We start from the raw sequence: 19126 nt of genomic DNA on the forward strand, positions 1-19126 counted from the left end.
CAGGGCGACAGAAAGTACAACCCTCACGGCACATGCTCAGTGCTTAACTGACGACACGCCGTAGTTTAAACTCCCCAATGCTGCAAGCAAACTGAGTTCCGCTGTTCTTGCAGCCTTTCAGTTAGCCGTAATGATTATTTTGCTTACCTGACGACACGCCGTGATAATATTAACAGGTCATGAGCCTAAAAGCCGTGCTGTGCCTGTAAGATAAATTAAAGGGTTTTTTCCGAGCTGAGAACATATTTTTAGTCTCATAATTGCGAATGATTATCATTTATGTTATTATTGCGCCCGTTATGACATAAGGCGGGTATCTGCAAAAAGTGGACAGGTTACGTATTAGCAGGCTGTTTATAAGCCATAGGCACGAGCTGGCTGACTATGTGGGCAGGCAGCTCAATGACCGGGACCTGGCCGCTGATTTTGTACAACAAACCTTTATTCGCTTTATAGAACACGGCGACTCTCTTCCTGCTGAATCCTGTCGGGCTTTTCTCTACAGCACATTACGCAACCTTATTATCGATCATGTACGTTCTGTGCGCCGCCGCCAGACAGTTTGCATGCCAGCCGAAGAGCTTGCTCACATTGCTGAAGACCAGCCAGCAGCTGATGATATTGCTGCGGCAAGAGAAAGAATTCGACAAATTGCTGCATTACTTGATGAGCTACCTCCCGTTACCAGAAAAATTTTTGTACTGAATCGGGTGGGTGGTTTAAAATATCGTGCTGTAGCAACACAGCTTAATGTTTCTGAAAGCACTGTGCAAAAACACCTCTCAGCCGCTCTCCGGCATCTGCTGTTACGTTTGCCACGTTAATTTGTATGATTTGTTTTACTCTTTTATCTGATCTGCAACGTCTTATCTGTAGTGGCTTCATGACGAACAAAAGGCCGGTTTATGACTGACGCTGCGGATAACCAGCAAATCAGAATTGATACTGAAGCGGCAGAGTGGGTTATTCGCCAGGGCGGAGATAAATTTACTTCTCAGGACCAACAGTCTTTCAAAGCCTGGATGGCAGCGTCTCCACTGCATCAGCAAGCGTTTCAGCGTGCCTCAGCTTTATGGTCAGGGTTTGATGCCGGCGGGCGGAAAAAACAGGTTAAAGCCCGCCGTGCAGCAGGGTATGTTGCAACAACAGGCCTTGCAGGGCTTGGCATATTCGCACTCAGCTTTCACCTGGGCTGGTTTGATCCCTCCTCCTGGCTGGCTGATTATACCACCGGATCTGGTCAGATCCGCACTATTCATCTGACAGACGGCAGCATTGCAGAGCTGGATAGCCGTGCAGCCCTTAACATTCGTTATACCGATGGTGAGCGCCGCGTTGTTCTGGTCAAAGGCGAAGCTTATTTCACTGTAGCACCTGTAGCCGGGGAAGAACGAAGACCTTTCATTGTAGAAGCTGCCTCTGGCACATCAACGGCCCTGGGTACACAGTTTATGGTTGCGCGTGACGGGGATGATGTTGATACGACCGTTACTGAGCATAAAGTGCGCGTCACCGTAAACAAACAGAGTGGCCTGACACAGTCTCTGATCGTTGCGGAGGGGCAGGGGGTGCATTATGGCCCAGGCGGGCTGACTGACACATACAACGCAGAGCTATCAAAGCTGACAGCCTGGCGTCATGGTCAGGTCATTTTTGATAATGAACCATTAGTCAATGTTATTAACCGGCTAAATCATTACAGCCATGGGCGCATTATGGTGTTTAAACCAGGCGTTATGCAGCGCCGTGTCAGCGGTGTTTTTGCCTGCGCTGATGTCGATAATGCATTAATCACAATTAGTCAGGAACTACACCTGAAAGTTGTCTCAGTCGGGCGTCTGGTTACACTTCTTTATTAAAAGAAGTCAGTTTCCAGAGCATGAGCGCTATTATTTAACTAGCTGTAAATAAAGAGTAAAAATAAAAATATAAAAAATCTTACTGTGTCTGTGCAGCTCAGACGTCTTACTCCATACAATAATGCAAATCATTTGCAACTGTGACGAAGCGTCTTATGGAGTAAGAAGAAAATGAGCTTTGAAAAGACGCGCATACCGACCGCGTGTGGCAAAAATTACAGAGCAGTTGTTTATACGCTCATGTCGGGCACAGTGCTGTCTTTTTCCTGGGCTCTTGGTTCAGCTTCTCAAACCTGTGCACAAAGCGCTCCTCTTCAGGGTGCCGCGGCACAGCAGGCCATAACAATTAATATCCCGGCAGGCCCGCTCAATGAGTCTTTGCTTGCTCTGAGCCGTAAGGCTAGTCTGCAAATTTTCTATGATATGCAAAAGGTTAAAAACTTAAAGGCCGAGGCCGTGTCGGGCACTATGACCCCTGACGAAGCCATGTCGCGTATTCTGGCAGGCAGCGGATATACATTTTCCCGTACAGGTAACCATATTTCTATTTTAAAGCAGTCATCAGGTATCATGCTGGGGCCTGTCCGCGTAGGCGGTATCTCTCGCGTCGCCGTCCCCTCAACAGCGATGATTGGTAACCTTCCTCCTGTCCTTCCTGGTGGAGAAATTGCCCGCGGTGGCCAGCTGGGTATGCTTGGTAATCGTGATGTTATGGACACCCCGTTTAACTCGACCAGCTATACAGCAGAATTTATTGAAAAACGACAAATCAGAAGCGTACGTGATGCACTGAAAGATGACCCTTCCGTTCGGGCTATTTTCTCAACCGGCACAGCCGGCGTTGAACGCATACAGATCCGTGGGTTTACGCTTGATGATGTCGATATGTCTTATGGTGGGCTGTATGGCCTGATGCCATTTAGTGGCATTACTTCTGAACTGGCTGAGCGTATCGAAGTTCTGCGCGGCCCTGCAGCTTTGCTTAATGGTATGTCACCGGGTGGTGCTGTGGGCGGTGTTGTCAACATTGTGCCAAAACGGGCTCATGACAAACCAATGACCAGAATTGAGGCTGATTATACTTCTAATGCACAATTTGGTGGTCATGCCGATCTTGGCAGGCGTTTTGGTAAAAAAAAGCAGCTTGGTGTGCGTCTTAATGGCATGATCCGCTCCGGGCCGACTTCTGTTCCGTATAACTCACAAAAAACAGCTTTAGTGGCTACGGGCGTTGACCTGCGCCTGCACCGTGTTCGTCTCTCAGCTGATTTTGGGTATCAGCACCGCGAAATTGATGGTGTTCTGCCATATTACTCTTTGGGGAAAGGTGTCTCTGTTCCCGATGCCGGAAAGGTTAAAAGAAACTTTCACCTCCCCTGGAGTTATTTCTCAGGCAATGACTATTTCGGTGTTTTTCGTGGTGAAGTTGATATTTTTCGAAATATAACCGCCTATGGAAGTGTTGGCGTTCATGATTATGAATACAGAGGAGCCTATTCTCAGCAGATTGTTGTGAACGATGCTCAGGGCAATGGTAAAGGGGCCGTTCCGGTTGGTATTGTACAAAGTGGTCGTTACCTGACTGCTGACCTCGGTGTGCGCGGACAGGTAAAAAGTGGCCCTGTAACACAGGATCTCGCTTTTTCAGCAAATCGCCTCGATCTTACTATGGGGCGTATTTTTGGATCAAACAGCGATATTTCAGCATATGACGTTAATATTTATGGAGGAAAAAATAAATTCCTTCTGAACCGTGATGTCTCTGTTCCCAAAAGCTCTCCCAAAAGTGGCACATCTACTTTGTCAAGTCTTGCTTTTGTCGACACACTCTCTGCGCTCAGTAAGCGTATTCAGGTGACAGCGGGTTTGCGGGTGCAGCGAGTTCAAAGTGCGAGCTTTAACACAACAACAGGTGTGGCAACCAGCCGTTATGACAGAACGGCCATCAGCCCTTCTGTTCTGGCAGTGTTTAAACCTATGAAAAATCTTTCCATTTACGGAAACTGGATTCAGGGTCTTCAGCAAGGCTCTGTTGTGGGAACAAATTATGCAAATGCCGGTGAAATTTTTGCACCCTATAAATCCACACAATATGAAGTTGGTGCAAAATATGACCTTAAAAGATTTATTGTCAGTGCCGATGTTTTTCAGATAACTCAGCCCAGCACTGTCTATGACCTTAAAACTAACATTATGTCTGTTAACGGCAAACAGCGTAACCGCGGCCTGGAGCTTAATATTGCAGGGGAGATCCTGCATGGCCTGAGAGCAACAGGTGGTGTGATGCTGCTCAACCCCATTCTTACCAAAACACAAGGTGGTACTTATGATGGTATGCGTGCATCAAATACTGCCACAGTTAATTTTAATATGGGATTTGACTACGATATTCCCTTTGTCAAAGGAGCGGCCGTTACATCTGACATTATGTATACGAGTTCAGAGTATATTGAAAATGCGACATCGAATCGCCGGCGCATACCCGGCTGGGTAAGGCTTGATTTAGGTGCTCGTTATGCCATGAAAAATCCGGCTGTGAGAGATGGAAAACTCACCTTTGCCCTCAATGTCGATAATGTCACAAATGCCAGATACTGGAACGCCAGTGGTGCCAACTACCTCTCACTCAGCATTCCCAGAACTTTCCGTTTTGCTGTTACGGCGGACTTCTGATGAAACATCCCGGCATAGTTATTGCTGGCAGAACGACCCTCGCTTTGTTCGGGGGCTATTTTGCAGCCTCATCAGTCTTTGTTTTTTCTGACCGGTTTTTGATAAGCCTTGGTCTGCCACGGGCTGAGGCCGTTTCATTTGGCATGATGTGTGTTTTTATTACATATCTTTTCTTTATATTATGGGTTTTTGCTGTCCGTAACCTGTGGTTGCCATTTTTTGTTTTTTTTGTGCTGATTAACACAGCTCACCGCCTGTCTTTACATCATGGGCATGGAGGCTGAGATGGAACCGGATTTTCGTCGCTCCATGCAATGGCTGCACACCTGGACCGGCGTGGTGCTCGGCAGCATTTTGTTTGCTGTATTCTGGATGGGAACACTTTCAGTTTTTGACCGCGAAATTGATCTCTGGATGAAACCAGAAACCCGCCTGCCTCTGACTTCACACCCTCTTTCTTTTGACAGTGTTCGCACCTCGCTTAATGACGCCATTGCCAGTAAAGCAACTTTTTGGAACGCGGTCATGCCAGACGATCGCCAGCCCTATATCGAAACACACTACCGGGCAGGTAAAAAAATGATCAGCCAGGTTATTAACCCCGATACAGGACAAATATTACCACAAACAGGCACACTGGGGGCAACTGGTTTCTTTTTTCCCTTTCACTACACGCTCGAACTTCAGTTTATGCATCTGGGGGAGTGGCTTGTAGGGCTTGCTTCTGTGGCTATGCTGGTGCTCTGCATGACCGGGGTTATTATCCACCGTAAGATATTTGCAGAATTCTTTACGTTCCGCCCTCAGAAGAGACCAGGCCGCTTACTGCTCGACCTGCATAACCTGACAGGTGTTCTGGGGTTGCCATTTCATATTATTCTGACGTTCTCAGGGCTGCTTATTCTGGGCTCCACCTTTTTTCCGGCGGGGATTGAGGCTGTATATAAAAACCCGCGTGATTATTTTTACGATGCCAATGGTCTCTCCTTCTTTCCGGTAAAACCGGGTAAGCCCGGGGCTCCTGTTGTCTCGCTCGATATGGCTGCAGCTCAGGCCTCTGCCCTGTGGGGTAAAGCAGACCCACATATGGTGCTGGTCGTTAATCCGGGTCAGACAACAGGGCGTATTGCTTTTTTTCACAGTACCGAAAAACAGGTTACATCTGACCGCGATGTTATTGCCTTTGATGCGACAACCGGTCAGCTTGTTTCTCATGCACCCCTTCCTGGCCCGGCGCTTAAAACTCAGCGTTTTTTAAGCGGGCTTCACCTCATACAGTTTCACCACTGGGGCTTACGATGGTTGTACTTTATATCTGGGTCAGGCAGTTGTGTTCTCATCGCAACCGGCTTTCTGTTCTGGATGGAGGCCCGTCAAAAAAAACAGAGTGCTTCTCCCGGCTTTCGCCTGGTTAAAGGCATAACGTTAGGGTCTGTTGCCGGAATTATAATTTCTACACTTGCTTTTTTTATAATAAACCGAATTCTTCCCGCTGATGCGCAATATTATGGTCTGACACGGTCAGCACTTGAAGTCAGAGGGTTTTATCTCGTCTGGCTTATAACCTTTCTTCAGGGGTGGTTATGGCCAAAACGTGCATGGATGCTTCAGGTCAGTGCAATTTCAGTTCTGGCCTTATGTGCGGTGCTGCTTAACTGGCTTACTACCAGCGACCATCTGCTGCATACGCTCTCGCACCGTTATCTCTGGCCAGTAGCAGGAATGGATAGCATGCTGCTGTTCACTTCATTTATGGCTTTTTTTGCTGCACGCAGGTTATCCCGCCGGGTGCGAAATGAAATACACTCCAAACCATTGGTGGCAGTCTGATGATGTCATGTATTTTGTATATAATACTGGCAGTTTTACTGTTTCTTGCCTGTGCATTGTCGGCACTGACACAGCTTTCACACCGCCGTACAACCGACGTGAAAGAGCTGGCACCACAGCGCACTGTGCACATCAGAATACTCTCGGTTTGCATTCTGGTTTTTACACTAACAGCATTTATATGCCGCGAGGGCGGCGGGTTTGGATTTTTGCTCTGGGCCGGGCTTCTTTCTGTTTCAGTCTGTTGTGTTGCTCTTGTTTTAGGATGGTGGCCGCGCCTGCTCGTGCCGCTGGCTCGCCTGATGTCACATTCTCTTCTTCCTCTCATGCCATTGGCGGGTCCTGGAAAATCTCCTGACTAACCAAAACCGGAGTTTTATTATGCCTGTTTCTTTTTCGCCGTGGGACATGTTTCTCAACGCCGGACCTGTTGTCCGTAGCGTTATCATGTTGCTGACACTGGCCTCATTGCTGACATGGATCACCTTTCTGGCGAAATCAGCCGAGCTTTTTAATGTCAGACGAAAACTGCACCATGCGGAAAAAACTCTTGAAGGTGCGCATACACTTGATATGGGCGAAGACTATGTACGCAATACCGGGTTACCTTATACTCTGGTCATGGCGGCAAGAACCGAACGTGAACGCTCTCAGGATATTCCCTGTGACAGTGAGGGGCTGAAAGAACGAATTGTTCTTCACCTTGAACGTCTTGAAGCCGCAGAAGGCCGCCGCCTGATGCGCGGCACGGGTTTGCTGGCCACCATTGGCGCAACCTCACCTTTTATCGGTTTGTTTGGCACTGTGTGGGGTATTATGACGTCTTTCACTGGTATTGCAGCCAGTAAAGCAACCAGCCTTGCTGTTGTCGCTCCTGGTATTGCCGAGGCACTTCTGGCGACGGCACTCGGGCTTGTGGCAGCTATTCCTGCTGTTATTATTTACAATTATCTGGCGCGTCAGACAGCCTCATGCCGGGCACAGGTAGCGGACATCACAGCCCTGGTTATGCGTCTGGTATCGCGTGATCAGGGGCGGGCACAGGCTCTGCGCAACAATGATAAAGTACTATCATTTGGCACACGTATAGCCGGAGAATAATCATAATGATCCGTATACGTCATACAGATGAGAACCCGCATGAAGTGAATGAGATCAACGTCACGCCTTTTATTGATGTGATGCTCGTTTTGCTGGTTATTTTTATGGTTACAGCCCCGCTGACAACGGTCGATATTCCTGTTGATCTGCCCTCTTCCTCTGAGGCACCAACACCCCGCCCTGAAGAGCCGGTATTTCTGACAATTCAGGTGGATCATTCTCTGGCTCTGGGCGAGAAAAGTATAACCTCTGAAACTCTTTCCAGTGAAATGTCAGCTGTTACAAAAGGAAATAAAGATCAGAGAGTTTTTTTGCGGGCTGACAAAGCGGTAGATTATGGCACCCTCATGAGTGTTATGAATAAACTGCGTGCTGCTGGTTATCTTAAAGTTGCCCTGGTTAACCTGCAGGGTCAGGAACAGGGGAGTGAGGCCAGCACCTCAACAGGTATTACGCCGTGATGATAAAAAAAGAAGGCCACAGCTGTCAGTCAGCTGCGATCCGAGCGGTAACACAGTCTGTGTTACCTTCTTTTGAAGATGTTCAGCGTAATCAGCGTTTGCGTACACAGCGCTACGATGCGCTGCGCTGGGGGACATCCTGCCTGATTGTTTTTACCCTGACAGGGTTAGCTGGCTGGTGGGCACTACATTTGCCCCCGATAAAGATCTCTTCTGTACCTGAGGCACCGCCACCAGCTATTGCGATTGACCTGGCGCCTGAGCCTGTATCTGTTATCGCACCCCCAACGGATGTTCCGCCCGGCCCGCAGCAGACACTCACCTCAGCTGAACCGGTTCCTGAAGAAAAACCTGATATTTCGGCACCGCCTTCTCCCGCAGTGTCTCCGCCAGTTTTGTTACCCAAGCCTGGTAAAGTAAAAAAGAATATTAAAAAACACGAGGTCGCACCAAAAATTAAACACCCTGCACCTGAAAAACCTGATCAGGCAGAGGTTACTACTGCTCCTCCGGCAACGCAGGCACCTGAAGCACAGGCCATGGCCGCCCCAACACCTGGTGTGTCATCCTCTCATGCAGCTCATGATCCTGTAAAATGGCAAAACGCTTTGCTGGCTCAGCTTGAAAAATTTAAACGCTACCCGTCTGAAGCCATGCTTGACCATCAGGAAGGCGTGCCGACTGTCACTTTTTCAATGGACCGTAAAGGACACATTCTGACAGTTGCTCTGGCCAGTAGTTCAGGCAATTCATTACTTGATCAGGAGGCCCTGGCTTTGCCAAAACGCGCGCAACCTCTTCCTGTTCCGCCCGACAGTATTGAAGGCGACATTGTAACACTAACGGTGCCGGTTGAGTTTTACATTCATGAAGACTGAGACTTTAGCCAGGTCTTTTTATAAGATCTTAGCTGTTACCCTGCGTCATACTGTATAGATTTGTTCCATAATCTACTTTATCAGCAACGGAAGAGGCTGTGTTAAGAGCATCAGAACCAGCATTTTTCAGCGTGTCTGTAATTGAGGCACTTTCTTTGGTTGCAGCGCTTGCAGCAGTTTCACCAATTTCTGCTGCCCCTTCAGCAGCATCAATTTCAGCACCTGCCCCGGGTACAACAATCAGTGCAGCGTCACTGAGGGTTCCCTCAACCATTTCGCCCATATCTTCAAACCCTTGTTTGATGTGCCCCTTAGCAAACTGGTCAACCATACCAACGCCATTAGTTACAGGGGAGACAATTGAAGACATAAAGCTTGCCATGCCGTTTTCTATTTTGTTCCATGCTTTTGATCCTCTGGTGCTACCCCGGTCGATGGTCCCTTCACCAAATTCTGCCTGAAACATAGCGGCATCCTGCCTGGAAACTTTTCCTTTGCCTAATACTCCTATCTGGCTACCAAGCATTGCGGCATCGGCATCAGAGAATGTGCTGCCGGTCTGAGCTGATTCTTCTCCCGCAATTTCAAGATCTTCAGCCATAGCATTTCCATTTTTTGCTTTGGCATCTTTAGAAAATTGCTGAGCAAGATAAGGGTCGGTTTCTTTGAGGTCAGACATAGCCTGTTGTGTACCCTGGCTCAGGGCGGTGCTTCCGGCATCAAGAACAGTGTCTTTTGCTACGCCGTCAGAGGTTTTTTCTTTAATACCTTTGATTAACTGAGCGAGAGGGGAAGACGCTTCGAGAAATTTCAGAATATCGTGTCCGGCACGTGTCTGGCCGCCTTTAATATAATTTCCGCCTAAAATTTCTTTAGCTTCTGCCCTGATATGCTTGTTAATTCGTCCCCCGCCATTTTTATTGGCAAGTGACTGCGCACCAGAGACAGCATCAATGGCCTGACTTTTGGTCAGATCACCTTCCTGATAGGCCTCAAGCTCATCTTTCGCCAGGTTATTCCCGTTTCCTGACTCTCCTGCTGTCATAATTTTTGCAAATAATGCAGGATCATTTTGTTCAACGGTGTCCATGCCTTTTTCAAGGTCAGTATTATAAGCCGTGTTTTTACCAGACTTACTGCTGCCACTTTTCTCCAGAGCACTTGTCGCTTCCTGGGTGCCAATGTCAGTTGAACTGGTTGCCACAGATCCAAGCAGCATGAGGTGGACTCCTGGTAAGAAAAATGCAGAGAATAATAGTATGCGTAACCTGAAACCCTGACGTTAACCTGACTGATGAAAGTAAGGTTTTGTCAGAGGTTCAGACGTGAGGTGAGCAGTCAGGCATCTCCAAAATCAGCTGTGTAAGTCTGACTTGTATCTTCAGCCATTGTCATGGGGTTTGAGCCGGTTGCATTACGGTCATCATCGGGGTGAATGTATGAATTCCCTGTTCCCAGTTTAGATTCCATGTATGCGCCGCCGCTTTGCATAGCCTGCGTTGAGCCATCATACCAGCCGGTAATAGTTGCGCGCCCCCCTGCGTCTTTTGTTATGTCAGCAGCGGGTGCATCACTGGCAATGCTTTCGCTGTCGCCAGCTGTTTTGCCTTTGCCGTCAGATACCTTAATTGCAGCGTTACGACCATCAATATAGCTGACATCAACACTGTTAACGCCTTTATTGCTGGCATAAAACTCAAGCCGGCTTGCTGTAGACTGATAGGTGTCAGAGGAGTCAGCTTCAGCAGCATACCCTCCCTGACCATTCTGATATTTTAGTGTGCCACTCTGACCCGGTTTCAGGTCAATTTCAGCAACAGGTGTTGTTGTCGAACCGCCGTTCAGAAATTCACCAATTTTTTCATCATGATCACTGGTATTGGTAATATGTAACGTATTTGCACCACTTCCTGCGCTGGTGCCCGAGGTGTCATCCTGTTCTGATGTATTGTTTGGTGTGGCAGTACCGGTGGTCTCAGATGGTTGTGTGGTGCTTGTTGTCGCTGTTGGGGTTTCTTCAGAAGACCCGGAGGTTGTGCCTGAGGATCCTTTCTCCAGCAGGCTCATAAGTTCCTGAAAAATTTCAGAAAGCTGTGAGCTGGTATTGCTCTCGCTGCTGGTTGGTGATGCTTCTGATGATGAGGACTGCGTATAGGCCTGTAGTTCCTGCAGCAGGTTTTGTAATGCAGGGTCTGTTTGTATCGAATTGCTCATGCCGGCCTCATCATAATACTGTGTTACCTGTGGGGATGCAGCTTTTACTGGCGGTTATTTTAAGCTCTGAAGCTGACGTCAGCCTGATTTATGTCGGAAGATTTTGTAAAATACGGGCAACAGGCTGAAAATATGCTGGTGTAATTGTCATGCCAGGTTTGAAATTTTCGGCCAGATCGCGTGTCAGCTCCGCCTCCCATACGAGGGGGATACGACTGTCACGTGCAGTCTGCCGGTAGATTTCAGCCTGCTCCCCGTTCCCCCGGCATACAATTTTAGGCAGCGGTGTATCGGGTGGGTTATAGCGTAGACCAATAGCAGAAGAGTGGTTGCAAAGCATTACTGTGGCGCGACGCGGCCCCATATGCTCTGGCTTACGCCGGGCCAGAATCTGAGCGCGTCTTTGTTGTTTCCTGATGAGTGGGTTACCCTGAGTTTCCTTGTGTTCATTTTTGGTTTCTGTTTTGGTCATACGCATTTCCTGCATAAACAGGTAGCGTTGAATTATAAGGTCGGTGACACCCGCAATCAGATAGAAAATACAGGCGGCTGCGCATAATGGTGTCAGGAGCATAAATAATATTCCTGGCAATCCGGAGGCGCCGGCTTCGGGCACTCTCATCAGGCCATTTAGTGAGCTGAGTATGATCAGGGCAAGTGTGCCACCAAAAAAAATGGTTTTCAGCACAGACATTCCCAGATCAATAAAAGTTCTTTTTTTGAAAATATTCTTTAACCCGGAAACAGGGTTAATAGTTTCAGGTTTTGGTATGATCGGATCAAGGGAGAATATAAAACCACCATTTGTGATGAGCTTAATTAAAATACTGCTGATGACAGAAAGAGCCAGTGGAGCAAGCGCATCCTGCAGAAAGAGAGTATAGATAATTTTTGAAAAAACGGCTCTGGCTGAAGTAAAATCCATCAGCACAGAATGGTCGGCCGCATCAAACAGCATTATCATATGCGCAGCAATGGCGTGGTGTCTGATAGCCAGCCAGCAAATCATAATAATTGTTACGACACCAGCCTGCAGGTCGGGTGCTTTGGCGATATGCCCCTTGCGGCGCTCATTCGCCAGTTTTCGGGCCGAGGCAGGAAGGTTTTTTTCTTCGCTGCTGCTTCCGCTCATGGCTGCAACAGTGTGTTCAGAGTGCCTGTTACATGATGTAAGGCAACAAGGTCATGTTTCATATAAACCACCAGCCATGAGCAGTAACCAAAGATCATCAGTGTGAAAGCAAGGTTGCGCAAATTGGGTGCGAGGTCATACAGATGTAGCTTAGGAATGGCCCGCATAAGCAGGATAATAGAAAATTCACAAAGCAGCATGGCCAGCATCACCGGGGCGCCGGTTGTCAGGGTGATGAGCTCCAGCTGATCTAATAATGTCAGGAGCACTGTCGTAGCACCAGGCTGAGGGGACAGGTTCAGAACTGTGGGTGGCCAGAGGCTCTCTGATGAGAGGATGGCACCGGCCATCAGGTTTAACCCGCCGGATACGACAAAAAGTGTAATAACAGCCATAGCAAGAAAACCTGCCGTGATAGAATCCTGATTTCCACTTGCAGGATCTTCCGACTGGCCTTGTGTGGCACTACGCTGTGTATCCAGCATCTCACCTGCGCATTGTACTCCCCATACAGGCAGACCGAGAATAAACCCGATTATAATACCGATCATCAGCTCTTTTGCACTGAGGAGCCCAAGCATGATCAGAGAGTGCGATGTATCTGTTAATTTTTCGTAGACTGATGGTGTAACAGGTAACCCAAGGGCAAAGGCAATGGCACCACGCACCGGTCCGCCTAACTGCGCGCGCGTAAACACTGGCAGAACAACAGCTACGCCTGCTGGCCGTGACATAGAGATAGCCAGAGCTGATAGCCATGGCATGATATTTTGTATCAGATCAGCAGGCGCTGACATAGGTTAGTACCGTGTCATGGTCGGAAAATCATTCAGAATACGTTCCGTAAATGACAGCAGAGGAGGGAACAGTGTGGAGGCCATAAGCAAAAGGGTGGCGCAGACCGCCACGACTTTAAAAGTAAGAGGCATGGTCTGATCCTGTAGCTGTGTCACAGCCTGCATGAGCCCGACAACCAGCCCGACAATGAGAGCAACTGCCAGAGGCGGCCCTGCAATTGAGGCGAACAGGAAAAGAGCAGATGACAGTTCCTGTGTGAGCGAGGCATCATCCATTTATGAGAGCTCCGTTCAGCATATTCAGGTATAACTCAGCACCAGGCCATGCAGCAGGCGGGTCCAGCCACTGGCGAGAACAAAGAGTAATAATTTTAAAGGAACGGAGATCGTATTGGGCTGGACCTGTGAAAGCCCCATAGCAATCAGAATAGTAGTAACGATCAGGTCAATGGTAATAAAGGGCAGATAAATCAGAAAGCCAATTTCAAAAGCGCGTTTAAGTTCACCTGTCAGATAAGCCGGGAGTAAAATTGGCAAAGAGTCATCTGATAGACTATCTCTCATATCCTCAGGCCATAATCGTTTGGTTGCACTTATAAAAAATTTTCGTTCAGGCGCCTGGGTAAAGTGTAGCAGATGGTGTGCTATGGGCTCCTGAATATGATCATAAGCTTCAGCATAGTCTGAAATCGTTTCATATTTCTGGTCAGATTCAGCCAGTGATTTATAAATATCGTGCCCCAGAGGCGCAGATATAAAAAGGGTTAACATAAGAGCAATGGCATAAAGTACGATATTGGGCGGTGCCTGCTGAATACCCAGAGCTGTGCGCAGCAGAAAAAGAACAACAGAAATTTTTACAAAAGAGGTGACTGTCAGAACAGCAAGAATGAGAATGCCAAAACCAAGTGTCAGAACCAGTGCTGTAACAAGGTTTGATGAACTGATCATGACGTAATAATCCGGGTTATGCGAACAGCTGCTGACTGTCCGATCGTCACCAGTTCTCCTTCACCTATGCGTCGTCCGTTCGCAATAATAGAGACAGCCCGTTCGTTCAGAGGGCCAATGTCAATGATATGTCCTTCTCCCATTGTTCTGAGCTCAGCAAGTGAGACCGTTATACGCGCCAGTTCAAATGTTAAAGGGATCTGAAGCTGATCAAGAGTGCTTTCACTGATGAGGGAAGAAGGGTCTGTTTCAGGAGAGGGGGGTGTATCAGTCATATCAGTCCTGTTTGCTGTCAGGTTTTGTGTCACAGGTGAAAGGTTGCTGTGAAAAATAATTTTATTATTTAAGTAATTAACCGAAGCACTTAGTGCTTCTGCGGCTGTGATGCTCAGGCTGATGCTGTCACCTGGCCCCAGCACCAGGCCAAAACCTGGCGCAAGCATGCTGAGCTGCCCGGGTGTCAGAGCAACGCTGCCAACAGTCAGAGCAAGAGTGACTGGCGGGTCAGGAAAATGCACCGCCAGGGGAGGGGCCAGAGAATGCAGTAAAGGCAGAAAGGCAGTTTCGAAACATAATACGCCTTCAAATAATATGTTCGTGTCAGATGCTGCCTGAAAACCCGTTCTGCAGTTTATATCTGTGTGTCGCAGAGCTTCTGCCGCTGTGGTAATATAAGACAGATGAACAACCTGACCACTCATCTCCTCAAAGCTGTTTAGTGCCTTCTCAAACAGAAGCTCAAGCAGCAGGAGTGCGACCTCTGGCTCTATGCCTGCATGAGGTGAGGGCTCAGCCATGTGTAGCAGTGCAGACATGCTTTCCTTAGAGAGAAGGAAAAATCCTTTATCCTCACCAGTAGAAAATACGAGTGCATACCAGTCATTTTCTGGTGTGACGGGAGGGTTGAATCTGATGGTAAAAGTGGTCTTTCCTGCGGGGATAATAAACGGTTTTCGTCCGAAAAGGCGGCTGACTGCGGCATTATAACCGAGTGTATGAGGGTGGTATGGTATTGCCGAAGGCAGGGGGTATGTCCGGGCCTCAGTAGTCATGACTTAAGCTTATTCATTATTAATTTTTTTGTGCGCTCTTTTGTCTGACTGGCACTGTGACGAGCCATAACCAGGTCAGAAAGTTCCTGTTCATCACGGTTGTATCGTGCTTTTTTTTCATTTTCCTGAATTTTCTTTACGAAATCCTGAGCCTGTTTTTCTTTTTGTTCAGCCATCATCAGGTCATGACGTATCTGCGTGGCCATCAGTATCAGGTTTTCAACAGCCTTATGGTCTGCCGCAGCTTTCTCCTCCAGACGGATAGCCTGATCAGCCATACGCTGCAGTGTTTCGTGATCCTGACGGAAGTGCTGCCCTTTGAGGATATGCCCTTTATGTTGCTCTGATATGCGGTCTTGTGTTTCAGCCCATGCGTTCTGATGCGACTTCAGCGCGTTAAGAGCCTGTGTGTATGAGGTGACTGCGTGTGTCAGTTCTGAGCTGATTTTCTTAAATAATATACGAGCCTGGTCACTGCGCCGCGTACGTAGCAATGTCAGTTGCCGGGCTGTATAGATTGTCAGCTGTGCAGACGGTTGAGCCATGCCAGCACCTCAGTGAAAGACGTATAGTCATTATGGTCTTGCTGTAAAAAGCTGCGCAGTAAATCGATTTTAGCAATGGCTTCATCTGCCAGAGGATCACCGCCCGCTTTGTATTCACCAACCTGTAAAAGAAATTCGATTTCTTTATAACGCGCCCATAAGCTACGTATTTTTGTAGCAGTCTTAATATGTTCTGCACTGGTTACGAGGTTTATAACGCGCGAACGGCTGGAAAGGACGTCGATGGCCGGGTAGTGGCCTGAAGCGGCCAGAGCACGTGAGAGAATGATGTGACCATCAAGAATGCCGCGGGTTTCTTCTGCTATGGGGTCATCTCCGCCATCTTCAACCAGCACCATATAAAAAGCGGTGATTGACCCCTTCACGCCCATACCTGTGCGCTCCATGAGCTGTGGCAGCGCGGCAAAAACGGAGGGAGGAAAACCACGGCGGGCAGGAGGCTCTCCCGCAGCAAGGCCAATTTCGCGTAATGCCCTGGCATAGCGTGTAAGGTTATCAACAAACAAAAGTACTTTCAGTCCCTGGTCACGAAAATACTCTGCGATTGTTGTGGCCGTTTTTGCACAGAGAACCCGCTCAGCCGCAGGTCTGTCAGAGGTGGAAACGATAAGAACCGTTTTTTTCAGACCATCCTCACCAAGGTTATGTTCAATAAATTCACGCACTTCACGGCCACGCTCACCCACCAGGGCGACAACAGCAACATCAGCGCTGCTACCTTTAACAATGGCAGACATCAGGGTTGATTTGCCGGCCCCGGCTTCACCATAAACGCCAATACGCTGCCCTTCACCACAGGTCAGTAACCCGTCAAGAACACGCAATCCCACAGGTAAGGGCCGAGCAACAGACTGACGCTCCATAGCAGGAGGCGGGGGTGCCGAAACAGGGCGGGACGGACCGGGAGGAAGAGCGCCCCGGCCATCAACAGGCTCACCCAATGCATCAAGCACGCGGCCGAGCAGATGTTCTCCAACCGGACAATGGCGCTGCCGGCCTGTTGTGACAACTTCGGTTTCAGCTGAGACGCCATAGATTTCGCCCATGGGGGTCAGGAGCACTTCCCGCCCATCCAGCCCGACAACCTCGGCATCAAGTGACCAGTCATCGTTGTGATTATGTAACCGGCATAAATCGCCGATAGCAACATTGGGCAAAACTGCACGAATAATAGTGCCTGTTGCTCCTGTTACCCGTCCGTGCAGTGGGCGGGTATTCAGGTCTGTTGTCAGAGTGCGCAGGTCCGGCAGCCGTTGTTTTATACGATTAATAATATGGCTGGCTGTACTGGCAGGAGAAGGGGTTGTCGCGGGAAGAGAAGTATCTTTCTGATATAAAAAAGATGCTGTGTTGCTTTTTTTGTTTTCTTGGCTGGTTTCTGCTTCTTCGTGGGGGAGAGGATGCGGAGAGGGGGTGGTATTATACGATTGTTCGGCCTGTGGCTGCGGCGAGGCAGATTGTTTCGTTTCGGCAGGTAGCTTTGCCTGACCTGACTGTTTTTCTAAACTGCCACTAATATTTTTTTTAAATCCGGCCTGTAAGTTTATAAAGTCAGCTTCGAGTGCAGTAGCAAGAGAGCGCACCGGCAGCTGTGCAGGCTCTGTTATATCCGGCTGCGCATTATACAGCTCAGCGGGGGAGAGGGGCAGGTCAGTCATAACGGTTTACCATTTTGTGGTAAGGTAATCGCGCAAAACAGCAAGCTGTGCTTTTATCCCCAGCTCTGCCACGCCCAGCTCACTTTCAAGAACGCATCGGCCTGCTGGTAAGTAAGGGTCTGTTTCCAGCTGAATCCCAGGAGGGGGGAGTTCTGCGAGAACAGGTCTTATAAGTTCCGCACAATCGGATGCCACTCTGAGGGTTGCAAGTGTGCCTTGTCTGATTTTTGTGAGCGTATGACGAATGGCGTGGGGGAGTACAGCACTGATATCCAGCCTGCCAAAAATATCATCCACTACGTCTGCAATGACCGAGGGAAGATTTTGCTCCAGGTCCTGTAAAATTTTTGCCACGGCCTGATCAGCACTCAGCAGGCGCTGCGCCATATCTCCGGCAGCTTTGTCACATCCCTCCTGATAACCGCGCAGGCATTGTTCGTTATAGGCATTTTGCGCGGCAGAGAGTAATGCCCTGGCGTTGCTGATGGCAGCATTGTAAGCAGTAGTTGCATCACACCAGGCGTTCATCTGCTCGGGTAGCAGAATGGTCTGATCTGGCTGAAGGCGGGAAAAAACTTTATCAGACATGACCTGTTATCTCCTGCGCTACATACAGGATAACAGGGTCGAAATGCCCGGCAGCTGCCTGAGGCAGGTTTGTGGCAGGGAGTTTGAGCCTCGCGACGGGGCGATATTCAGCGCGTAGTGTCATATGCCAGCGTGCCAGGCAGGAGTAGGCAAAATCCGTAAGAGTGCGTATCAGAACCTGCGGCTCTGTCGGGCTGGTCGATGTGGGGGGTGAGGTAAGAGGCGAGGGAGAGTGCCCGGCAAGCTGCGCGCCAAGCCGTATGGCAGATAAGCGCAGCTCAGCCCCCAGAGCGCTGTCAATCAGTGTGACTGAGTGTTTATCAACATGTTTTGCAAGTTCACGCCAGTAGGTTAATGCGCTCATACGATAACCTGCCTGCATAATGACATGACTTGTTTGCGACGCCAGTGCCTCGCAGGCTGTCTGTGCAGCGGGAGGCTGTTGAAACGTCTCAGAAGGAAAGAGGTCGCTCAGTTTGCCAGTCAGGCGGGTGCAGGCCTGAAGGCGCAGAATAGTTTCCCGGCGCAGCGCAGGCAGACGCAGCTGTAAATGAGAAGAGTGCATACTCTGTATCATCTGCACAGTGGGTGGCAGAGCCGCAGGCATTGTCATGGTGTCTGACGTGGTGAAACGGTGAGCTGGGAACCTGTGTCAGATGTTTGTTTTTTGCGACGCTGTAACCAGTAATGCACGCCATAACCGCATGGAAACAGCAAGGCAAAAAACCAGCCCAGAAGACCAGGCAGGCTCATTCGGTTTGATATCTGAACCTGAGGCAGGTGTGGCAACGCTTCTGGCAGCAAGATCACAGAAACCCGGTCATAGGCCAGGTCCTGCACTGCATTGGCGACCATGAGCTTAATTTTGGGCAGTAGCCCTGTCATTGAAGTGCCGGCATCATAGCGTATAACGACTGAGGCTGTCGCTGGTTTATCTATACCGGTAACAGGGTCATTCACGGCTGGTGCTATATGCACACGGGCATCAATAACGCCGTCTATATCGTTGAGTGTGTGTCCAAGTTCCTGGCTGATGCCATAATATAGTTTTGCGCGCTCAGCTGTCGGGGTGCTTATCATGCCCTGCTGCTGAAAGATTTTATCCATACTTTCGTAGTCGTTGCGTGGATAATGACTGGCCCGAAGAACAGAGACTGCATCTGCGACCTGACTGCCTGCCACTTCAATGGTTGAGCTGCCATCTTTTGCAATGACCCGGTCAGCAGAGATGCCGTTATGGAGCAGAATGGCAGTCATCTCCATGGCATCACGTTCTGAGAGATGGGTGTACAGCTGTGTCTGACAGCCTGTGAGTGAAAGTAAAATAAGCAGGGCCGGTAGTCTGACCTGAAAGCGGCGCATAATG

At 48.9% G+C, this 19126-nt stretch carries 21 protein-coding genes; 9 read left to right on the forward strand and 12 right to left on the reverse strand.

Annotation, left to right across the window (positions count from 1 at the left end; translation table 11 throughout):
• Positions 1 to 326 precede the first annotated feature (326 nt).
• The 9 genes from HK25_RS00880 to HK25_RS00920 all read left to right on the forward strand — a co-directional run bounded on the left by HK25_RS00880 (position 327) and on the right by HK25_RS00920 (position 8802).
• A complete protein-coding gene (locus HK25_RS00880; protein WP_158092806.1) occupies positions 327 to 824 on the forward strand; it encodes an RNA polymerase sigma factor in 498 nt (165 codons plus the stop codon).
• A gap of 81 nt (positions 825 to 905) precedes the next feature.
• Entirely contained in the window at positions 906 to 1859 is a 954-nt protein-coding gene (locus HK25_RS00885; protein WP_086634996.1) for a FecR family protein, read from the forward strand.
• A 171-nt stretch (positions 1860 to 2030) separates the two neighbouring features.
• Positions 2031 to 4532, forward strand: coding sequence for a TonB-dependent receptor (locus HK25_RS00890; RefSeq protein ID WP_086634997.1), 2502 nt, complete (start codon positions 2031 to 2033; stop codon positions 4530 to 4532).
• Positions 4532 to 4816 (forward strand): hypothetical protein, encoded by a 285-nt coding sequence (locus HK25_RS00895; protein WP_086634998.1) that lies wholly within the window; start codon positions 4532 to 4534, stop codon positions 4814 to 4816. Before HK25_RS00890 ends, HK25_RS00895 begins: the two co-directional genes overlap by 1 nt.
• A gap of 1 nt (position 4817) precedes the next feature.
• On the forward strand, positions 4818 to 6362 hold the full coding sequence (locus HK25_RS00900; RefSeq protein WP_086635029.1) for a PepSY domain-containing protein: 1545 nt from the start codon (positions 4818 to 4820) through the stop codon (positions 6360 to 6362).
• Positions 6362 to 6724, forward strand: a complete 363-nt coding sequence (locus HK25_RS00905; RefSeq protein ID WP_086634999.1) for a DUF3325 family protein — start codon at positions 6362 to 6364, stop codon at positions 6722 to 6724. The genes HK25_RS00900 and HK25_RS00905 overlap by 1 nt, the downstream gene beginning before the upstream one ends.
• A 19-nt stretch (positions 6725 to 6743) precedes the next feature.
• The gene (gene exbB / locus HK25_RS00910) at positions 6744 to 7463 is read left to right on the forward strand and encodes a tonB-system energizer ExbB (protein WP_086635000.1); all 720 of its coding nucleotides are present in this window, start codon (positions 6744 to 6746) and stop codon (positions 7461 to 7463) included.
• Positions 7464 to 7468: 5 nt separating this feature from the next.
• Positions 7469 to 7924: a TonB system transport protein ExbD gene (gene exbD, locus HK25_RS00915; protein WP_086635001.1), complete on the forward strand. Its 456-nt coding sequence runs from the start codon at positions 7469 to 7471 to the stop codon at positions 7922 to 7924.
• 59 nt (positions 7925 to 7983) lie between these two features.
• Positions 7984 to 8802 carry an energy transducer TonB gene (locus HK25_RS00920; RefSeq protein WP_233127553.1) on the forward strand — a complete coding sequence of 273 codons (819 nt, stop codon included), beginning with the start codon at positions 7984 to 7986 and terminating at the stop codon, positions 8800 to 8802.
• A 28-nt stretch (positions 8803 to 8830) separates the two neighbouring features.
• Here the strand turns inward: HK25_RS00920 and HK25_RS00925 are convergent, their stop codons facing one another.
• From HK25_RS00925 to sctJ, 12 genes are all read right to left on the reverse strand, one after another.
• A complete protein-coding gene (locus HK25_RS00925; protein WP_086554839.1) occupies positions 8831 to 10021 on the reverse strand; it encodes a hypothetical protein in 1191 nt (396 codons plus the stop codon).
• A gap of 119 nt (positions 10022 to 10140) precedes the next feature.
• Positions 10141 to 11016 carry a hypothetical protein gene (locus HK25_RS00930; protein ID WP_086635003.1) on the reverse strand — a complete coding sequence of 292 codons (876 nt, stop codon included), beginning with the start codon at positions 11014 to 11016 and terminating at the stop codon, positions 10141 to 10143.
• Positions 11017 to 11104: 88 nt separating this feature from the next.
• Entirely contained in the window at positions 11105 to 12148 is a 1044-nt protein-coding gene (locus HK25_RS00935) for an EscU/YscU/HrcU family type III secretion system export apparatus switch protein (RefSeq protein ID WP_086635004.1), read from the reverse strand.
• A complete protein-coding gene (gene sctT / locus HK25_RS00940) occupies positions 12145 to 12945 on the reverse strand; it encodes a type III secretion system export apparatus subunit SctT (RefSeq protein ID WP_086635005.1) in 801 nt (266 codons plus the stop codon). Before sctT ends, HK25_RS00935 begins: the two co-directional genes overlap by 4 nt.
• A 3-nt stretch (positions 12946 to 12948) precedes the next feature.
• The gene (locus HK25_RS00945; RefSeq protein ID WP_086554835.1) at positions 12949 to 13221 is read right to left on the reverse strand and encodes an EscS/YscS/HrcS family type III secretion system export apparatus protein; all 273 of its coding nucleotides are present in this window, start codon (positions 13219 to 13221) and stop codon (positions 12949 to 12951) included.
• Positions 13222 to 13245: 24 nt separating this feature from the next.
• Complete coding sequence (gene sctR / locus HK25_RS00950; RefSeq protein WP_086635006.1) at positions 13246 to 13896, reverse strand: type III secretion system export apparatus subunit SctR; 651 nt, start codon at positions 13894 to 13896, stop codon at positions 13246 to 13248.
• Positions 13893 to 14948 carry a FliM/FliN family flagellar motor switch protein gene (locus tag HK25_RS00955; RefSeq protein WP_086635007.1) on the reverse strand — a complete coding sequence of 352 codons (1056 nt, stop codon included), beginning with the start codon at positions 14946 to 14948 and terminating at the stop codon, positions 13893 to 13895. The genes sctR and HK25_RS00955 overlap by 4 nt, the downstream gene beginning before the upstream one ends.
• Positions 14945 to 15493 (reverse strand): hypothetical protein, encoded by a 549-nt coding sequence (locus HK25_RS00960; RefSeq protein ID WP_086635008.1) that lies wholly within the window; start codon positions 15491 to 15493, stop codon positions 14945 to 14947. Before HK25_RS00960 ends, HK25_RS00955 begins: the two co-directional genes overlap by 4 nt.
• Positions 15469 to 17172, reverse strand: a complete 1704-nt coding sequence (locus HK25_RS00965; RefSeq protein ID WP_086635009.1) for a FliI/YscN family ATPase — start codon at positions 17170 to 17172, stop codon at positions 15469 to 15471. The genes HK25_RS00960 and HK25_RS00965 overlap by 25 nt, the downstream gene beginning before the upstream one ends.
• Positions 17173 to 17178: 6 nt before the next feature.
• Positions 17179 to 17760: a type III secretion system stator protein SctL gene (gene sctL, locus HK25_RS00970; protein WP_086635010.1), complete on the reverse strand. Its 582-nt coding sequence runs from the start codon at positions 17758 to 17760 to the stop codon at positions 17179 to 17181.
• On the reverse strand, positions 17753 to 18325 hold the full coding sequence (locus HK25_RS00975; protein WP_143295942.1) for a hypothetical protein: 573 nt from the start codon (positions 18323 to 18325) through the stop codon (positions 17753 to 17755). Before HK25_RS00975 ends, sctL begins: the two co-directional genes overlap by 8 nt.
• 44 nt (positions 18326 to 18369) lie before the next feature.
• Positions 18370 to 19122 (reverse strand): type III secretion system inner membrane ring lipoprotein SctJ, encoded by a 753-nt coding sequence (gene sctJ / locus HK25_RS00980; protein WP_086635012.1) that lies wholly within the window; start codon positions 19120 to 19122, stop codon positions 18370 to 18372.
• Positions 19123 to 19126 lie beyond the last annotated feature (4 nt).

It is taken from the genome of Acetobacter sp. DsW_059 (genome assembly GCF_002153695.1).
GTDB lineage: Bacteria > Pseudomonadota > Alphaproteobacteria > Acetobacterales > Acetobacteraceae > Acetobacter > Acetobacter thailandicus.

Bases quoted from the DNA above. Each gene is read 5' to 3' on its own strand.
- HK25_RS00885 (WP_086634996.1), top strand. From the start codon at position 906: ATGACTGACGCTGCGGATAACCAGCAAATCAGAATTGATACTGAAGCG.
- HK25_RS00960 (WP_086635008.1), bottom strand. From the start codon at position 15,493: ATGGCTCAACCGTCTGCACAGCTGACAATCTATACAGCCCGGCAACTG.
- exbD (WP_086635001.1), top strand. From the start codon at position 7,469: ATGATCCGTATACGTCATACAGATGAGAACCCGCATGAAGTGAATGAG.
- HK25_RS00955 (WP_086635007.1), bottom strand. From the start codon at position 14,948: ATGACTACTGAGGCCCGGACATACCCCCTGCCTTCGGCAATACCATAC.
- HK25_RS00975 (WP_143295942.1), bottom strand. From the start codon at position 18,325: ATGCACTCTTCTCATTTACAGCTGCGTCTGCCTGCGCTGCGCCGGGAA.
- HK25_RS00890 (WP_086634997.1), top strand. From the start codon at position 2,031: ATGAGCTTTGAAAAGACGCGCATACCGACCGCGTGTGGCAAAAATTAC.
- HK25_RS00905 (WP_086634999.1), top strand. From the start codon at position 6,362: ATGATGTCATGTATTTTGTATATAATACTGGCAGTTTTACTGTTTCTT.
- HK25_RS00930 (WP_086635003.1), bottom strand. From the start codon at position 11,016: ATGAGCAATTCGATACAAACAGACCCTGCATTACAAAACCTGCTGCAG.
- HK25_RS00945 (WP_086554835.1), bottom strand. From the start codon at position 13,221: ATGGATGATGCCTCGCTCACACAGGAACTGTCATCTGCTCTTTTCCTG.
- HK25_RS00925 (WP_086554839.1), bottom strand. From the start codon at position 10,021: ATGCTGCTTGGATCTGTGGCAACCAGTTCAACTGACATTGGCACCCAG.
- sctT (WP_086635005.1), bottom strand. From the start codon at position 12,945: ATGTCAGCGCCTGCTGATCTGATACAAAATATCATGCCATGGCTATCA.
- sctJ (WP_086635012.1), bottom strand. From the start codon at position 19,122: ATGCGCCGCTTTCAGGTCAGACTACCGGCCCTGCTTATTTTACTTTCA.
- HK25_RS00900 (WP_086635029.1), top strand. From the start codon at position 4,818: ATGGAACCGGATTTTCGTCGCTCCATGCAATGGCTGCACACCTGGACC.
- HK25_RS00935 (WP_086635004.1), bottom strand. From the start codon at position 12,148: ATGAGCGGAAGCAGCAGCGAAGAAAAAAACCTTCCTGCCTCGGCCCGA.
- HK25_RS00965 (WP_086635009.1), bottom strand. From the start codon at position 17,172: ATGACTGACCTGCCCCTCTCCCCCGCTGAGCTGTATAATGCGCAGCCG.
- sctR (WP_086635006.1), bottom strand. From the start codon at position 13,896: ATGATCAGTTCATCAAACCTTGTTACAGCACTGGTTCTGACACTTGGT.
- HK25_RS00895 (WP_086634998.1), top strand. From the start codon at position 4,532: ATGAAACATCCCGGCATAGTTATTGCTGGCAGAACGACCCTCGCTTTG.
- exbB (WP_086635000.1), top strand. From the start codon at position 6,744: ATGCCTGTTTCTTTTTCGCCGTGGGACATGTTTCTCAACGCCGGACCT.
- sctL (WP_086635010.1), bottom strand. From the start codon at position 17,760: ATGTCTGATAAAGTTTTTTCCCGCCTTCAGCCAGATCAGACCATTCTG.